This window comes from Mycobacterium gordonae (genome assembly GCF_002101675.1).
Taxonomy (GTDB): Bacteria; Actinomycetota; Actinomycetes; order Mycobacteriales; family Mycobacteriaceae; genus Mycobacterium; species Mycobacterium gordonae.
On record NZ_LQOY01000209.1, the window covers coordinates 1 to 14,439 of the forward strand.

The window sequence follows — 14,439 nt, forward strand, 5'->3', positions numbered from 1 at the left end:
CTCGAGCTTGGCCCAGAACCCCCGATCGGCCGGAGTCAACGGCTCCGAGATCCGCAACACCGGAGTATTGCCCACCAGGCCGGCCGGCTGCCGGCTTGCCGTGAGCGGCGGGCACATCGCAGGGTTAAGTGGCCGGTTCACCGCCACTGGCCGGGAGTTGCACGACAAACGGGCTTCCAGAGAGTTCGAAAAACGAGCAGGGTTGGCGTTCATGCGATCGTCGCTTTCTTGAATGAGGCCGCAGGCGCAGCCATCGACAAAGGGATCGGCCACCGGCCGTCGTGAGATGCACAGACGACCTGGCGCTACCCAGTCAGCGACGAGAAGAGCACAACCGCGTCAACAGTTCTCGACCGGTTAAAGGAGCGGCGGGCCCACGCGGCGGACCACGACCGCCCGCTATCCTCTGCCACCCGAACAAGCCCACTGCGCCCACCGTCGCCACCACCACGCTCAGAGCCGCCACGGTGGCGACAGGCGCGTTAGGCAACACGGCGGTCATGAACGCCTCGTGATGAGAAACCGAGGGATTTTCTAGGTGCGCGTGATTGCTATTGATGGTGAATTCGCCACCCAACGAACTCACCAGAACATGGGCAGGATGGGGTGCGGCAGGCTCATGCCGCACCTCGGCGTGTCCGAGAACAAGGACCCACACCGCGATCGCGGTCACCGCAGCAGCCAGTGCCGCGGTGAATTGCCACCACGGCCGCGGGCATGCCTTCGATCCGCTCACAGTACTAACAGCGTAGCAACGGGACCCGTGACGCGCCGACGCCGGGCGGCCATGCTGGGACATCACGTCCGCCCGCGCCGCTACGTACCCCATACCCCTTGAGGGTACGGACGAGCCGGGCGTGTGGCAAGGGGTGCGAGGAGGTCCGACAAGGCCGTCGAACATCGTCTGGTGCATCGACAGGCTTAAGGTGCATCACCAATGGTGATCATCGTCATTAACCGGCGGAGGTAGTGCCCTGCTCTGCTCACGTCTTGACAAGGAGCAGGGACCGTCGGCGCGGCGAAGGAAGCCCGATCCCGTTGCGGGGCTGCGAGGTGCAGTCAGCCGGGAACTTAGCCGAGGAGCTGAAAGACGCGTCACCTCCGCAGCGGGAACCTGTCGTGATCCAGCCGCATGGTGTACCCTCGGAGGGTATGAGGAGGATCCGATTGTCGTCGGATGACCGACGTGTCGGATTGGGCAGAGCGCCACGGTTGCGCTTTGCCGTCGTCGTGGCGGCCGCAGTCGCGGCACTGGCCATCATTGGTCACTGCGTGCCAATGCGCGCCGCTGCCTCGCCGTCTCCGTCGGCGCCACGACAGCCAGTGGCCTCGCTTCCTCTCGCGGTTCATGCCAGCGCTGATCAGTCGCAGCTTGCGCAGGAGCGGCCCATCTGTAAAGGGTCGAAGGTGTTCGCAATTGATGCGATACCTGCGGCGGTGATGACAGCGCTGGTCGTCCTTAGCGCGGGCCTAGCGACGCTGGCGGGTATGGGCTGGCAAACACAGCTTGTGGCACCGGCCGGACGGAGCCCTCCGCACCCACCCGTTGCCGTCCTGTCCGGTCAAGATCTTCTGACTCGGATCCGCGTAGCTCGCCGCTGACTGGTCAGCGTCAGGCCCTCGTGCTCTGCTGCACACGGCCGGAGACGTCTGCCCTGTCCATTTCCGCGCGCTAGTCGCGCCGCTGACGTAAGCCGACTCATGCGACTTATTCACTGCTTGATGACTTCCGAATGCTCTGCGGTGCCCGGGTTGCTGAGCTGCTTGCCGCCGAGGAAGACACGGCGCCGCGCGCCTTCCCACCGAGGCCGAGCGGTAGCCGAGGCTCGCCGACGACGGTCGCTGCCCATAGGGATGTTGAAGGTCCCCGACCGCCGGGACACGATCGCCGCCGGCACCGCCCATCTTTCACAGGCGCCTACACGGTCCATCTGCGGCCTTGTCACGGAAACCCATGTCGGTAGCGGAGACGCATTTTTCAAGGAGAGCAAAGCATGTCGTTTGTGACAACGCATCCGGAATCACTGGCGTCGGCGGCCGGCGATCTGCAGACGATCGGCGCGGCGATGGATGCCCGAACGGTGGCGGTCGCGGTCCCGACGGCCGCAGTGGTGCCGGCCGCCGCTGACGAAGTGTCGTCGTTGACCGCGGCCCAGTTCGCCGCGCACGCCCAGCTGTACCAAGCAGTGGCCGCCCAGGCCACAGCGATTCACGACCAGTTCGTTGCCGCCTTGGCGACTAGCGCTGGATCCTATGCCGCCACCGAGGCCGCCAACGCGGCCGCGACCGGCTAACACGCGGTATAGCTGAAGGAGTACGCGAATGGATTTCGGGGCACTTCCGCCGGAGGTCAATTCGGCACGGATGTATTCGGGTCCCGGTTCCGGACCGATGCTGACGGCCGCGACCGGCTGGGATGAGCTGGCCGTTGAAATGAGTTCGGCGGCAACAGCTTACGCCGGGGTAGTAGCTCGGTTGACGGCCTTGTCCTGGTATGGGCCGGCGGCGACCTGGATGGCGTCGGCAGCTGCGCCTTATGTGATGTGGATGACCACGACCGCAACCGCAGCAGAGCAGGCGGCCGACCAGGCCCGCGCCGCAGCCGCCGCATATGAGGCGGCGTTCGCGCAGACCGTGCCGCCACCGGTGATCGCGGTCAACCGCAGCTTGCTGATGACCCTGATCGCGACCAACATCTTCGGTCAGAACACGCCTGCGATCGCGGCCACCGAGGCCCAGTACGCGCAGATGTGGGCTCAAGACGCTACGGCGATGTATGGATACGCAGCTTCGTCAGCGGCCGCGTCGACGTTAACGCCTTTCGCGCCGCCCCAGCAGGTCGTCAATCCGAGCGGGTTGGCTGCGCAGGGTGCCGCTGTCGCCCAGGCCGCGGGTGGTTCGGCCGCAACCGACACCCAAGCCGTCCTCACGCAGCTGACGTCGTCCGTACCCACCGTGCTGCAGGGACTGGCTTCACCCCTGTCGTCGGGTTCGCTTTCCTCGACGTTGAGTTCGATGAGCCCGATGCTGTCGGTGACCAGCTCGACCGCGTGGATCGCCAGCGCCGGCCTGTCGACCGGGGAGAAGCTCAAGGGCCTGCTGCCGGCGGCCACCAGCGCCCTCGCGCCAGCCGTTGCCGAAGGGTTGGCCACCGGGCCGCTCGGATCAGGCTTGGCCGGTCTGGCAGGCTTCGGCGGCGCCGGCACGACGGTATCGGCGGGTATGGGGCGGGCCGGGTTGGTCGGGTCGTTGTCGGTACCGCAGAGTTGGACAGCCACCGTGCCGGCCAAGGCGGCTGCTGCGCTGACTGGCACCAGCCTCGGCGCCGCTCCGGCCGCCGACTCCGGCGTCCCGAGCAGCATGTTAGGGGGACTCCCGTTGGCGGCTGCAGGAGAGCGCGGCGCGGCCGGAATTGTCCCCGATCCCCGGTTCCTGGAGCGCCCACCAATGGTGCCTCGCTGGTCAAACCTGGTGTAACGAAAGATGGCCACCACCAAGGGCCGCCAGAACCACGGTTGCGTAGGCCTGCAGCGCCGACACGGGCGCCGACTCACGCAAACCGGGGTGCAATGACCGATGAATCGGCGAAACCTTGCCGCGCCTGGTTGCTGGGACAACATCCGACGCCTACCCTCTAGGGGTATGAGGTGTGTGCGAGAACGGACGGGTGCGTCTCGACGCGCCTTGCCGCCGACGCGGCGGTCGATGACCGCGGCCGCCACAGCCGCCCTCTTGCTTCTGCTGATGGGGCACTCGGCACTGCTGCATTCGGAGAACAGCCACCCCCACCACTCCCATGCGCTGTTATCCAGCGTGGGTGCGGAGTTCGCGATCAATGTCGATCACCCCCATCTTGTCAGCGGGGCGTTGACCGCCTGTCATGACGTCTCGGCGTCCGCGGTGTTGCTGCGAACCCCAACCATCTTGGTGGAATTCGGCGTGGCCGCAGCAATGGTCGCGTTTGTCGCGGGATTGTCCGGTGACGCCGCGATGTCGGGGCGGAGCCCACCCAACGCAGCACCCCCCGCCCTCACCGGTCGAGATCTCGTGACGCGGTTCTGCCTGATTCGTCGCTGACCGATCAGCGTCAGGTCGTGGTGTCATGCGCACGGCCGGTGCTCGCTGACCGATGTTCGATGTCGCAGTTCTGCGGCGCATCTGCGAAAGCGACGATCAATGAAGGACTCTTTGCCCCTAGCGCACTCTGAGCGTCGCAATACGCTCACTGAAACTGCCGAGCTGCACCGCAATTGTGACGTAATTGATCAGGACATCGCAGGGCATCTTGGTTCTGCGGCTGCCTGCGCCTGTTCAGCTGGCATCGCGAGGCCGCTAGCCTAGTGGGCAATACCCCGGTGCTGTGGATCTCCGACGCAATCGCGGATGGGGGCCGCGGCTTTTGGGCCAAGCTTGAGGGCGCCAATCCCGGCGGAATGAAAGATCGCCCCGCCTTGCACATGGTTCAATGCGCTCGGGCTCGCGGCGAACTGCAACCGAACGCACAGATTGTCGAATCCACCAGTGGCACGCTCGGATTGGGGCTGGCATTGGCCGGGCAGATATACGGCCACCCCGTAACTTTGGTTACTGATCCCGGCATGGAGCCCATCGTCCAACAGATGCTGGCCGCGTACGGGGTGCGCATCGAGATCGTCCCCGAGCCACATCCGCGCGGGGGATGGCAGCAGGCCCGCAAAGCCCGCGTCGCGCAACTGCTGGCCGCAGATCCGCGTGCCTGGAATCCCGATCAATACAACAATCCTGACAATGTAGCCAGCTACCAGTTGCTGGCGCTGGAACTGCTGAATCAGGTTGGAAGCGTTGATGTTCTGGTGTGTTCGGTGGGCACCGGAGGCCACTCGGCGGGTGTGGCGCGTGTGCTGCGCGAAGCTAACCCCGACCTGAAGCTGATCGGAGTTGACACCATCGGCTCGACAATTTTCGGGCAGCCGGCCGCCGCCATGCGACTGATGCGCGGTCTAGGGTCGAGCATCTATCCCGGCAACGTCGACTACGCCGCGTTCGCCGAGGCGCATTGGGTCGCCCCAGCCGAAGCCGTGTGGGCATGTCGCACGCTGGCAAGCACGTACTACATCAGCGGAGGATGGAGTGTCGGTGCGGTGGCGTTGGTCGCCGGCGGGGCTGCTCGCGCCCACCGTCCCGGTACAACCATAGCCGCCATCTTTGCCGATGGTCCGCTACGCTACTTCGACACCATCTATAGCGACGATTTCTGCCGCGGCCACGATTTGCTCCTCGCAGCCCAGCCGCGTGAGCCCGCAATCATCGCTGACCCGACCGATCAGGTTGTGCGGTCGTGGACGCGGTGCACGACCGTACGCGATCCAACCCTGTCAAGGCAGTGAGCATTCTCGGTGTGCACGTCTTCACCCGGGAGGTGGTGGCCGGTGTCAGCGGAGATTACATCGATGTCGCGCTAGGCTGCGGCAGTTCTGTTGTTGTCCCTCAAGTCCGAAGGACAGACGGTACGACGCAATCCTGGCCGTTGACACCGCAGCCCCATCGATCTGCTGTTGGACCTTCGACGCTGACCAACGAGCCGCAACGACCACAGAGAAGGGGAGCTTGATGCCGCCTATCAAACGACCACAGACACGGGACCCGCGCGTAATCCTGCTCCTCTACAGCGGACTGCTGGCCGCGGTCGCCGGTTGGGTCAACTCGGTGGCCCTCCTCGTCTGGGTATATCCGGTAGGCAACCTCACGGCGCTGACCACCAAAATCGGCCAGCACACTACCAATCCACTGCTGCATCCCGGTGGTATGATCGCGGCGATCGTCGCCGGATTTCTGCTCGGCGTTCTGGGAGCCGGTGCCCTGGTTGCTCCCACGCAAAGCCCTACCGGTCCGCGCCACGCCGCGGTGCTACTGGGCGAAGCAGCTCTTCTGTTGGCGGCCGCCGGTATTGAACATCCGTTGATCAGAGCGCCACTGGCCGCCGCGGCGTGCGGATTGCAGAACGGAATGACTTCCAGTTTCCCGGGGATGCCCCTCCGCACCACTCACTTCACCGGCACGATCACTGACCTCGGCCTGCTTGTGGCGCGCAGTTACCGCCACGGAATGGACAATTGGAAAGCGGCGCTACTGACTTCGACCGTCCTGCTATTCATCGGTGGCGCCGCCGGCGGCGTGATCCTCGGCGGCCGGATCGGCGACCATGCACTGATCCCGGCGGCCGTGGCATGCGGCGGCCTCGCAATCGCACACGTGTTGCGTTGTCGCGGAAATCGCTCGCTCGCTGTTCACACGGCACCCGCAACTTACCCTCAAGGCGACGCACCGCCATGAGCTGGCGTCATCACTGCGCTCGCCCGCGAGTCGGATGCAGTGACCCCTGGTGACCACCGAAGCTGCTGCAGGCATTCTCACCGACCTCAACGTTGCAGATCGACCGGCCCAGGTGCAGCGGCCGCCGCGCCCGCCGGGGCTCGCGAGGATAGCGACTGCTCAAGTCGAGTAAGCCTCGCCGGCACAACGCCGTCGAGAAAGCTATGCACGGCGTTGCAGGTACAGCTAACTCAAAGGGAAAATCCGTTCATCGGACGCAACCGTCAATCTGACGCCGCCGTCGCCGCGCGGTCGCGTAGGTGAAGCGATCAGCGTTTTGCGCGCCGGACTTGGCTTGTGAGAGCCAGCTATTCGGGTCTGGCGGAACGGCGTTGCCCGTCCGGCGAGCCGGCGACTGGCTTCTGGCTGGGGTGCCCGCCGGCCGGCAAGCCCTTCCTTGGTTCCTTCGGGAAGATCAAAACGATGCCGCGAATCCTGGGAAGGGCACGAGCAACTGAGCCCGCTGTAAGGGTCCCCTGGATCCGCAGCAACCGCCGAAGCGGGGCCGCCGATTGCCGCCCCCATGGCAGCCACGACGGTCATCAAGTTCCGCAGGCGCCTGCCCTACACAGTCATCGCGTTCTACCACATCTCAAATCGCAGATCCGCGAACCCGAACGCGAACGCCGCCACCCGAGCCTTCGTGACAGACCTCTCAACTACCCCCACCCGGGTACAGTAACGCCGAACGACACATAGCTCTATATACGGTATCCCTGTACAGTATGGAGCTCAACAGCTTGGCGCCCGGACGCGCGACGCTTTACCCCGCGGAACCTCGGCGCTCAGTCCTCAATGCGCTCAATTGCATACCCAGCTCGCGACCGTCCCACCGCCGAGCCTGTTCAAAGCATCGGCCTCGGCCGCTGCACGCGAAAAGCCCGTTCCACCACGGTAATTCACACCGTCGGAAGCGACCGCGCCGCACAGATTGAAGCTGATGACGACGCGGCAGTCGTTGTCGTTGCAGCGGTCGACCGCGACCTGTTCCGCTCGCGCCTTAGTAAGGTAACCCTGCGCTGTACCCCAAGCGCCGCTCGGGGCATAGGCGATCGCGCCGTAGCGCATCACGTGCGGCACGGGCATTTCCGGCCGCATGCCCATCTCGGACATCGCGGCTTTGTCCAGATTGGCGCTTACCTGCGGAACCAGCGGAAGCGCTATAGCCATCAGCCCGGCTGTGGCACCGACGCCCGCGACCGCCAGCGCGATTCGATGACCTCTCTTGGGTGTCATTGATTTGATTCCTTTCTTGTTCACTCTGGGGAGTGACCCTCATGTCTGCGTCACACAGGAAATTGTTCCATCATATACCCCATGGGGGTAGGGACGAAAGTCCCCAAAAGCAAGACTTGCTCGCCGAGGGCCGCGAATCAGCCATCTCGACCAGCCTTGGGTTCGGCACCGTCGCGACCAAGCGAGATAGCAAGTTCCGTCGCTGTGCGCGACCGCGCAGACGGTAGGCGTTGTCAGATTGCTTGCGAAACTCGATGTTTGGCGGTTGTATCCCAACCTGCCTCAGCGAATCACCGGGGTGTGCGGTGCTGGGTGTGCGTGGCGTTGGTATCACAGGTGTGTCAGGACGCCCCGTCGCGCGTCTGTTATTCGGGCTGTATCGACAGTGTGAATCTGTTCGGTCAATGGCGTCAGGCCGTTTCACGGTGCGAGCCTTATCAGGCCGGGTGGACCGGGGGGAGCCGGTGAAGGCTTCGACGAACCGCTGCCACCACCAGACCCGCTGCCCGCTCCAGCGCCACCGCCGCCGCTGCCTCCTCCTCCAGCGCCACCGCCGCCGCTGCCTCCCCCTCCAGCGCCGCCGCCACCACCACCCTGCTGACCAGCTTCAGGTGGCTCAACTACTTGTGGTGGTGGGGGCGGGGGCTCATGAGGAACCGGTGTCGGCGTCTGCTGAAGGGGAGGTGGTGGCTCCTGTGGCGGCGGTGGTGGCTCTTGCGGCGGTGGTGGTGGCTCTTGCGGCGGCGGTGGTGGCTCTTGCGGCGGTGGTGGCGGCGCTTGCGGTGGGGGCGGGGAACGCCTTGGGGGCGCCGGCGCCTCGACTTGCGGAAGCGGCGTGACGATATGTGCTGTGGGAGGCGGGGGAGTCGGAATCGGAATCTGTGGCGGGTTCGGGGGGGGGGGATCACCCGCCGGTAAGCCACCGACGGCCCAGGCCGGCACTGTGTCATGTACCGACCTCCTCTCGGCGTGGTATGTCCAAGCCGGCCGGGAGATTTCAGGCGTCAAGCCGACCACGTGGTCGCCCGGGGTATCCGGCCGCGCGGCAGCCTCGACGTACGGCGCTGCGCGCCGCGTCAGTGAATTAGTGCCCGAATTGACCGAATGGCGCTCATAGCCGCCGACGCGATACATCGATTGATGCGGTCCCGACGCCGCGCCGGACACTACGGGAGCTATTGCGCCACGGTCGTACGGGCAGTAGACCTCCACGGCTGCAGTGATGAATCGGGTCATGGTGGTGGTGACTCGCGCCGGGGGAAAACGGCGCAGTGTCGGGTCCATGTTGTATGCGTCATTGCGTAGCGCGTCGACGATTTCGTCCACTGGCGTACCGCCGTCCAATTTGAGACAAACCTTATGAGCCGCGTTGATGACCCTCGGCGCATTAGCGACAGCAGGGATCTCCTTGCTTTCGAGAAGAGCGAGAAATTGGTCATCCTGGTTTGGGTCGGCCGCTGCTGCGCCGCCACGCAGAATGGCGGTGCCGGTGATGACCGCGAGGGCGGTGACGAGCGCGCCGACATGCGTGTTGATTCTGGTGGACATGCCCTGTGTCTTTCTGCCATGAAGACGTTCGCCCGGTAGGCCGTGCGCCTATATTTCTTGCGTGCGCCGGTTTTCAGGCGCTGCGACGTCGTTGCGCCGCTTGATTCGGTCATGACTCGCCCAGGGACAGGAGCGACGATGATTCGCATATCAAAGACAATTCCCGCCAGCAGATTGCACCTGCAGTCCTGGTTGCCTCGGGCATATCGCCGTGACCGTTGGCCGCTTTCGTCGCGGCTGGTCGCCCGACCAAGTCAAGCGAGGCCAACAGACGTTCAGCTACGCGGCGGCACGTTGTTGTGCTGAGTTAACGAGAAGCAGCTGTGGGATCTGCGGCGGAATTACACTCTCTCCATAGCGGCTAAATGTACCCCCACGGGGTACCTTGGTCAAGCAGTTGTGTTGTCTGCGTGGGGCAACCGGACTAGGGTACGGGCCGCGTCTTCACCGGGGGAAATCATCGGAACGCAAGAAGGGCTTCAACGCGTTTTCCGTTCTAGCGAGACTGACCCTGGTGGGTCGCCCGTTCCTGGGCTGAAATGGTGTGGTGGTCGCCTTGCGACGCCGTGGCTCTATGGTTCTTCGACGCCGTGTTCTAGCCGGGCGCTGGAGTCGCGTTCTGGGCCTTTCATTGTTGCTGCCGTTGACGTTTCGGTCGAGCACGCGGATTCGATTCAGTGCTTCTTTTGTGCGGCCCCACAGGCGACCACGCCCTGTTGATGCGAGCGGGAGAGGAGTTGACGCGAACGATGTTGGCCGAGTCCCATGACGAGGAACAGGTCATTGCTAGAGTCGCTGCCCTGGATATCGGCAAGGCCGAGTTGGTGTCTTGTGTGCGGGTTGCGGGCCCCGGAGCGAGTCGACTCCAGGAGGTGTCGACACATTCGACGATGACCAGTCGTTGACCGAACTGGCCAACCATCTGGTCGAGTTGCGGATCGAGCGGGTGGTGGTGCAAGCGACCAGTGACTGTCGGAAACCGGTGTCCTACCTGTTGGAGGCGAACGGGCTGGCTCCGTGGCTGGTCAATGTCCGCGACGTCAAACATCTGCCGGGCCGGCCGAAGACCGATGTGCTGGATGCGGTGTGGTTGTGCAAAGTCGCCCAACGGCAGATGCTGCGGCAAAGCTTCGTGCCGCCGTGGCCGATCCGCCGCTTGCGGGATTGAGTCGCTACCGCGTCGACTTGGTCGGGGTGCGTACCGCGAAGAACCGGGTCGAAAAGCTACTCGAGGACGCCTGCATCAAGCTCTCCGTGGTCGCCTCCGACATCTTCGGGGTGTCCGGGCGGGCGATGATGGCCGCGTTGATCGCTGGCGAACGCGACCCGCATGTGCTGGCGCAGATGGCGCGCTCGGGCACGCGGACCAAGATCGGCCGGCTGGAGGAGGCGTTCAACGGCCGCTTCGATAGCCACCACCGGTTCCTCTTGTCGCGGATGCTCGACCGCATCGACGGCATCGATGCCGACATCGCCGCCGTCGATGAACAGATCGAGGCGTATCTGGCCCCTTCCGCGGCGGCGGCAGCGCGCCTGGATGAGATACTCGGTGTCGGGCCGGTCGCTGCCGCGGTGATCATCGCCGAGGTCCGACAGCTTCCTGGGCGAGCGGTACCGGCGCATACCCAGACGGCGCGGCAAGAAACGCGCGATCGTCGCTGTCGGACGCTCCATCCTGGTCATCGTATGGCACCTTCTCGCCAACGAAGAGACACCCGCTTCACCGATCTCGGTGCCGATCACTTCACCCGCCATATCAACTCGGATACACAGAAACGTAACCACATCCGCCAACTCGAAGCACTCGGCTACACCGTTACCCTTACTTCAGCGGCCTGACCCCACTGCGCACACTGGTCCAGCCGTCACCCGCACGGCCATGTCGACGTGCAGATTCCCAAGTCAGCTCACCATTGTTTTCGGATTAGCGTCGGATGCCTGCTTTCACAGTCACGCGCCTGTGGCGCGTTTGTCCACGAACGCTCAGGCGCCCGACCGCAAAGCGGTATGACGAGTCGTTCGGGTCTGGTTGTATGCGTGGTCGGCGGTTGGGGGTGCACGGTCGAACGTAGCTATCGGATGAGTCGCTCCGCTGGCTCCGATCGCGATCGCCAACGTTTGGAGGGTGCAACACATTTGGTCCGCAGTCACGTGTTTGTTGGCGAGCGGACGCCTTCACCGCTGATATGGCTGGCGGCTCTGGCGTACCCGGCCGTGCCGGGGATGGGTGTAGCCGGCCGAGAAGTGGGCCGGAGTCTCGTATTTCTCCCGGGCGCACGCGGCGCAAGCCTAAGTGTCCGGCTTGTGAGCGATTTGATCGGGAATGTGTCGGCAACTCAGTTGCACACCGAGTTGACTACCTTCCCGCCGCCCAGCCTGTTCAACGCGTCTTGTTCTGCCGCTTGACGTGAGAGTCCTGTTCCACCTTGGTATCTCGAGCCATCAGAGGCGACGGCGCCGCAGAGGTTGAAGCTGATGATGACTCTGCAATCATTTTCACCGCACTGGTCCAGAGCGACTCGTTCGGCTTGAAGCTTGACCTGGTAGCCGCGCGAGGTGCCCCATGCGCCGGTGCTTGGGGAGTAAGCGATCGCGCCATAACGCATCACATGGGGGACGGGCATTTGGGGTGCCATACCCATCTCGGCCACTGCAGCATTGTCGAGGTTGGCACCGACCTGGGGAACAAGCGGAAGCACCAGGATCATCAGCCCCGCTGTGGCACCGACGGCGGCCACCGCAAACGCGATTTGCTGACGACGTTTCGTTTTCATTTCACTAACCCCTTTCTGAGGACTGGCGGAGGAGTTGGCGGGAGACCAACCGGTTACCCCGTAGGCGTTCTGAAGTTATGGATGATGCGGTGTGGGCTGTGGTGTCGGCGTTCCCGATTCATGAGGCTCCATGGAGCTTCCGGGATGCATCGTGCCGGGCCGCATGCCCCCGCCCGATCCCATCATCGGACAGCTGCTGTCGCCCGAGCCGCTGGAGGCTCGCTGCCCACCGCTGGGGCCGTCGGTAGCGCGGCCCAAGAAGAAACCCCAAAAAAAGATCACAGTCACGATGAAGACGACTCCGGCCGTGATTGCTACGACGGACCAGATTCGATCTACCCGCCTGGGTTGACTGGGGCGATCGGCGACGGAAGGCTGTGCCGCCGTAGCCGGCGGCTCGCTGGACTCATTTGTTTGCGTCATGCCGAGTGATTCTGCCACAGAAATACCCTTAGGGGGTAGGGACTAAAGTCACTGGGGCAGGGGTCAAAATCTTAATCTTGCGGCAACCCGCAAGACACTTTGTTGCGGGTCCGGCCACCCGGGATTCCGACGCCGGGTCAGTCGCTGCAAACCCCTTTAGGGGCACGCTGAGAACTGGTTTGCGGGGGACCGTTGGTCCGCTGATGTGCGAAAACAGCCACAGAGCACAGGCCGTCGTGAGGCGGGTGTGTCTGCGATATCGGTCGAGGTCGATGTTTCTGCCCTAGCGCGGTTCGCGGAAACGGGTCAGGTGCGCAGGCGCGTGGTACCGCCTGAAGTGCGTAGCGGGCCGCAGCCATACAGTATGGCATGTACCCATACGGGGTACCCTTATCGCCCGCGGCAGCAAGAGTGGCCGGTTGGGCGTTTCTGTTCCCCGACGGTGTTCGATTGCGCTTGTTACTAATGCGTCTCACTGCCCCCTGGCGGCGGGTGGGTGCAGTCATCTTAGGGCGCATGCCGCATCCTGCTGCCCGTGGCCTGCTGCCCGTGACCGGCACACCGAATCGGCGAGTTGCGCGGTTTCTGCGGCTGCGGGGCGGGGTCGGAGCGGTGCAGGTCGGGACGGGCTGCGATCTGGCGCGCGATTGGACGGCACGCGGTTGTGAGTGCGGTGGATGCTCGGCGCGGGGTGCCGGGGCTGTGCGGGGATGACTTTGGAGTGCGGCGATTTTGGCGTCTTCTCTACGGACGGGTGGTGCGTTGATGCAATCCGTTGCCACGGTCCGTCGGGCATTACCATTGCAGCTTACTGTGGTACCTTAGCGGGCAAACAGCCGCTGAGATGCGTTCCCGAATCGGCTCCACCATTGGTACAAACTTTCCACGTCGGCGCCGCCGTGGACGACGAGCAAGAGTAGTTGCCGATCTCTTGTCCATTCGATGTCGGGCGCGCCTGCGACCGTGCCGCAAACGTTCTGGCCAGTGATCACAGTGTCGGACCACCTGGCGGCTGGTGTGAATTCCCTAGCCCCGGGCAATGATGAGCGTTACCTCTAAGCCTTCACGCAGGCCGATTAGGAAAACCCGATGAAAGCACCGTATTCGCCTTGCATATCGCCCTGCCCTCTGCACGAGTCGGGATCTCTCTCAGTCACCGCTTTAGCAACAAGTGTGATAGGACCAGGAGCGTATGGGACGGGCGCTGAGAAGGCGCTGAGGTGGATGGCCGCTCTGTTCGGCGGGCCGAATGGGCCCCTCGGTTGGGCGCGTCAGCCACCGCTCGAAGTGAATCCCTGATCCTTGGTTGTTCTAGATGTCGAGTCCATAACTTGGGTCGTGGCTGCGGTGGCGGGAGCGGGTCGTCGTGAGGGCGTCGAGTTGTGCTGCGAGATCGGCGATTTCGTCGAGTGCGCTAGGAGGTGGTCGCGGCGGTGCAGAAGTTGGTGGGCGGTCTGGTACTCGGGATGATCCGATGCTGGCGCGGTGGGGTGGTGGTGTTGGTGCGTTCGATGGCGTCGGTGGGGGTGGTCGGGGGTGCAGAGGCGGTGCGCCAGGGCAGTAGGTGATCTGCGGCGGTGGTCGGGGTGTGGGCCGGCGGGCGGTGATCCGGAGCAGTTTGGTGTTGGTGACGCCGGCGTTTTCGGCGATCCACTGCAGGTGGTCGGGGTGCAGGTGGTCGGCGTCATCGACGACGATCAGGGTGGTGCGCGGTAGCGTCCAGCTTGGCCTTGGATGTGGGTGCGGGCGCGTTCGACGGTGGTGTCGGCGTACGGTAGCTGTGGCCTGTGGCCAGGTGTCCTGCCCACATTGGAGCCCGACCGTCGGTGGAGTCGAGGTTCTGAGTAAACGCGAGACCTAGGCTACTATTACAGTATGTAGTAGTAGCCTAGGTCTCGGCGGCCGTCGGAATCCCTGCGCGATGCAGCAGCACACTCAGTGGACACCAGCCCACTGCCGCGTTGAGCAACAAGTTCGCGCCGACCCATCCCGCGAGGAGGCGCAGAAGCCCCGAATGCTCAGATCGCGCATTATCTCTAGGAGAGGTAGATGAAAGTGGGTGTGACCAGCGGTGATACCGCCACGGTCATATCCATGACGGGGCCAT

At 64.1% G+C, this 14,439-nt stretch carries 17 protein-coding genes and 2 pseudogenes; 12 read left to right on the forward strand and 7 right to left on the reverse strand.

Features of this window, described 5'->3' with window-relative positions; genetic code table 11:
• Nucleotides 1-273: pseudogene (locus AWC08_RS37685) on the reverse strand (hypothetical protein); the annotation flags it as partial.
• Between the two features lie 40 nt (nucleotides 274-313).
• Nucleotides 314-913 (reverse strand): putative copper homeostasis (lipo)protein LpqS, encoded by a 600-nt coding sequence (lpqS, locus tag AWC08_RS39900; protein WP_463842564.1) that lies wholly within the window; start codon nucleotides 911-913, stop codon nucleotides 314-316.
• A gap of 239 nt (nucleotides 914-1,152) precedes the next feature.
• On the opposite strand from lpqS (AWC08_RS39900), the gene lpqS (AWC08_RS39905) reads away from it, so the two are divergent.
• The 6 genes from lpqS (AWC08_RS39905) to AWC08_RS26695 all read left to right on the forward strand — a co-directional run bounded on the left by lpqS (AWC08_RS39905) (nucleotide 1,153) and on the right by AWC08_RS26695 (nucleotide 6,312).
• Nucleotides 1,153-1,602: a putative copper homeostasis (lipo)protein LpqS gene (gene lpqS, locus AWC08_RS39905; protein ID WP_462686469.1), complete on the forward strand. Its 450-nt coding sequence runs from the start codon at nucleotides 1,153-1,155 to the stop codon at nucleotides 1,600-1,602.
• Nucleotides 1,603-1,994: 392 nt separating this feature from the next.
• Complete coding sequence (locus tag AWC08_RS26675) at nucleotides 1,995-2,294, forward strand: PE family protein (RefSeq protein WP_055581891.1); 300 nt, start codon at nucleotides 1,995-1,997, stop codon at nucleotides 2,292-2,294.
• Nucleotides 2,295-2,322: 28 nt separating this feature from the next.
• Entirely contained in the window at nucleotides 2,323-3,477 is a 1,155-nt protein-coding gene (locus tag AWC08_RS26680) for a PPE family protein (RefSeq protein WP_055581892.1), read from the forward strand.
• Nucleotides 3,478-3,705: 228 nt separating this feature from the next.
• Entirely contained in the window at nucleotides 3,706-4,077 is a 372-nt protein-coding gene (gene lpqS / locus AWC08_RS26685; RefSeq protein ID WP_082986294.1) for a putative copper homeostasis (lipo)protein LpqS, read from the forward strand.
• A 224-nt stretch (nucleotides 4,078-4,301) separates the two neighbouring features.
• Entirely contained in the window at nucleotides 4,302-5,366 is a 1,065-nt protein-coding gene (locus tag AWC08_RS26690) for a PLP-dependent cysteine synthase family protein (RefSeq protein ID WP_065133690.1), read from the forward strand.
• Nucleotides 5,367-5,589: 223 nt separating this feature from the next.
• The gene (locus AWC08_RS26695; protein ID WP_055581894.1) at nucleotides 5,590-6,312 is read left to right on the forward strand and encodes a YoaK family protein; all 723 of its coding nucleotides are present in this window, start codon (nucleotides 5,590-5,592) and stop codon (nucleotides 6,310-6,312) included.
• An 840-nt stretch (nucleotides 6,313-7,152) separates the two neighbouring features.
• Here AWC08_RS26695 and AWC08_RS26700 read toward each other — a convergent pair.
• Together AWC08_RS26700 and AWC08_RS39440 are read right to left on the reverse strand one after the other, a co-directional pair.
• A complete protein-coding gene (locus AWC08_RS26700) occupies nucleotides 7,153-7,611 on the reverse strand; it encodes a DUF4189 domain-containing protein (RefSeq protein WP_231752710.1) in 459 nt (152 codons plus the stop codon).
• 413 nt (nucleotides 7,612-8,024) lie between these two features.
• The gene (locus tag AWC08_RS39440; RefSeq protein ID WP_256101656.1) at nucleotides 8,025-8,207 is read right to left on the reverse strand and encodes a hypothetical protein; all 183 of its coding nucleotides are present in this window, start codon (nucleotides 8,205-8,207) and stop codon (nucleotides 8,025-8,027) included.
• Between AWC08_RS39440 and AWC08_RS39445 the strand changes: the two genes are divergently transcribed.
• A complete protein-coding gene (locus AWC08_RS39445; RefSeq protein WP_331716096.1) occupies nucleotides 8,199-8,426 on the forward strand; it encodes a hypothetical protein in 228 nt (75 codons plus the stop codon). The two genes, AWC08_RS39440 and AWC08_RS39445, sit on opposite strands and share 9 nt — an antisense overlap.
• Nucleotides 8,427-8,841: 415 nt before the next feature.
• Here AWC08_RS39445 and AWC08_RS39450 read toward each other — a convergent pair.
• A pseudogene (locus tag AWC08_RS39450) lies at nucleotides 8,842-8,991 on the reverse strand (DUF732 domain-containing protein); the annotation flags it as partial.
• Between AWC08_RS39450 and AWC08_RS39455 the strand changes: the two are divergent.
• From AWC08_RS39455 to AWC08_RS38705, 3 genes are all read left to right on the forward strand, one after another.
• Entirely contained in the window at nucleotides 8,947-9,174 is a 228-nt protein-coding gene (locus AWC08_RS39455; protein WP_055577519.1) for a hypothetical protein, read from the forward strand. The pseudogene AWC08_RS39450 and the gene AWC08_RS39455 overlap by 45 nt on opposite strands.
• Before the next feature lie 862 nt (nucleotides 9,175-10,036).
• Nucleotides 10,037-10,303 (forward strand): IS110 family transposase, encoded by a 267-nt coding sequence (locus tag AWC08_RS38700; protein WP_232008087.1) that lies wholly within the window; start codon nucleotides 10,037-10,039, stop codon nucleotides 10,301-10,303.
• The gene (locus tag AWC08_RS38705) at nucleotides 10,276-10,974 is read left to right on the forward strand and encodes a hypothetical protein (RefSeq protein WP_232008086.1); all 699 of its coding nucleotides are present in this window, start codon (nucleotides 10,276-10,278) and stop codon (nucleotides 10,972-10,974) included. Before AWC08_RS38700 ends, AWC08_RS38705 begins: the two co-directional genes overlap by 28 nt.
• A gap of 497 nt (nucleotides 10,975-11,471) precedes the next feature.
• Here the strand turns inward: AWC08_RS38705 and AWC08_RS26715 are convergent, their stop codons facing one another.
• Entirely contained in the window at nucleotides 11,472-11,909 is a 438-nt protein-coding gene (locus tag AWC08_RS26715; protein ID WP_055577520.1) for a DUF4189 domain-containing protein, read from the reverse strand.
• A gap of 1,856 nt (nucleotides 11,910-13,765) precedes the next feature.
• Here AWC08_RS26715 and AWC08_RS39240 point away from each other — a divergent pair.
• Both AWC08_RS39240 and AWC08_RS37690 read left to right on the forward strand, forming a co-directional pair.
• Nucleotides 13,766-13,900, forward strand: a complete 135-nt coding sequence (locus tag AWC08_RS39240; protein WP_256102193.1) for a hypothetical protein — start codon at nucleotides 13,766-13,768, stop codon at nucleotides 13,898-13,900.
• A complete protein-coding gene (locus AWC08_RS37690; protein ID WP_065133692.1) occupies nucleotides 13,869-14,048 on the forward strand; it encodes a hypothetical protein in 180 nt (59 codons plus the stop codon). Before AWC08_RS39240 ends, AWC08_RS37690 begins: the two co-directional genes overlap by 32 nt.
• Before the next feature lie 172 nt (nucleotides 14,049-14,220).
• Here the strand turns inward: AWC08_RS37690 and AWC08_RS26725 are convergent, their stop codons facing one another.
• Nucleotides 14,221-14,337, reverse strand: a complete 117-nt coding sequence (locus tag AWC08_RS26725) for a YgaP-like transmembrane domain (RefSeq protein WP_083271358.1) — start codon at nucleotides 14,335-14,337, stop codon at nucleotides 14,221-14,223.
• Nucleotides 14,338-14,439 lie beyond the last annotated feature (102 nt).

What these genes read in the sequence shown, in the direction of transcription:
- lpqS (WP_463842564.1), bottom strand. Translation starts at nt 913, where the DNA reads ATGCACCAGACGATGTTCGACGGCCTTGTCGGACCTCCTCGCACCCCT.
- lpqS (WP_462686469.1), top strand. Translation starts at nt 1,153, where the DNA reads ATGAGGAGGATCCGATTGTCGTCGGATGACCGACGTGTCGGATTGGGC.
- AWC08_RS26675 (WP_055581891.1), top strand. Translation starts at nt 1,995, where the DNA reads ATGTCGTTTGTGACAACGCATCCGGAATCACTGGCGTCGGCGGCCGGC.
- AWC08_RS26680 (WP_055581892.1), top strand. Translation starts at nt 2,323, where the DNA reads ATGGATTTCGGGGCACTTCCGCCGGAGGTCAATTCGGCACGGATGTAT.
- lpqS (WP_082986294.1), top strand. Translation starts at nt 3,706, where the DNA reads ATGACCGCGGCCGCCACAGCCGCCCTCTTGCTTCTGCTGATGGGGCAC.
- AWC08_RS26695 (WP_055581894.1), top strand. Translation starts at nt 5,590, where the DNA reads ATGCCGCCTATCAAACGACCACAGACACGGGACCCGCGCGTAATCCTG.
- AWC08_RS39455 (WP_055577519.1), top strand. Translation starts at nt 8,947, where the DNA reads ATGAGCCGCGTTGATGACCCTCGGCGCATTAGCGACAGCAGGGATCTC.
- AWC08_RS26715 (WP_055577520.1), bottom strand. Translation starts at nt 11,909, where the DNA reads ATGAAAACGAAACGTCGTCAGCAAATCGCGTTTGCGGTGGCCGCCGTC.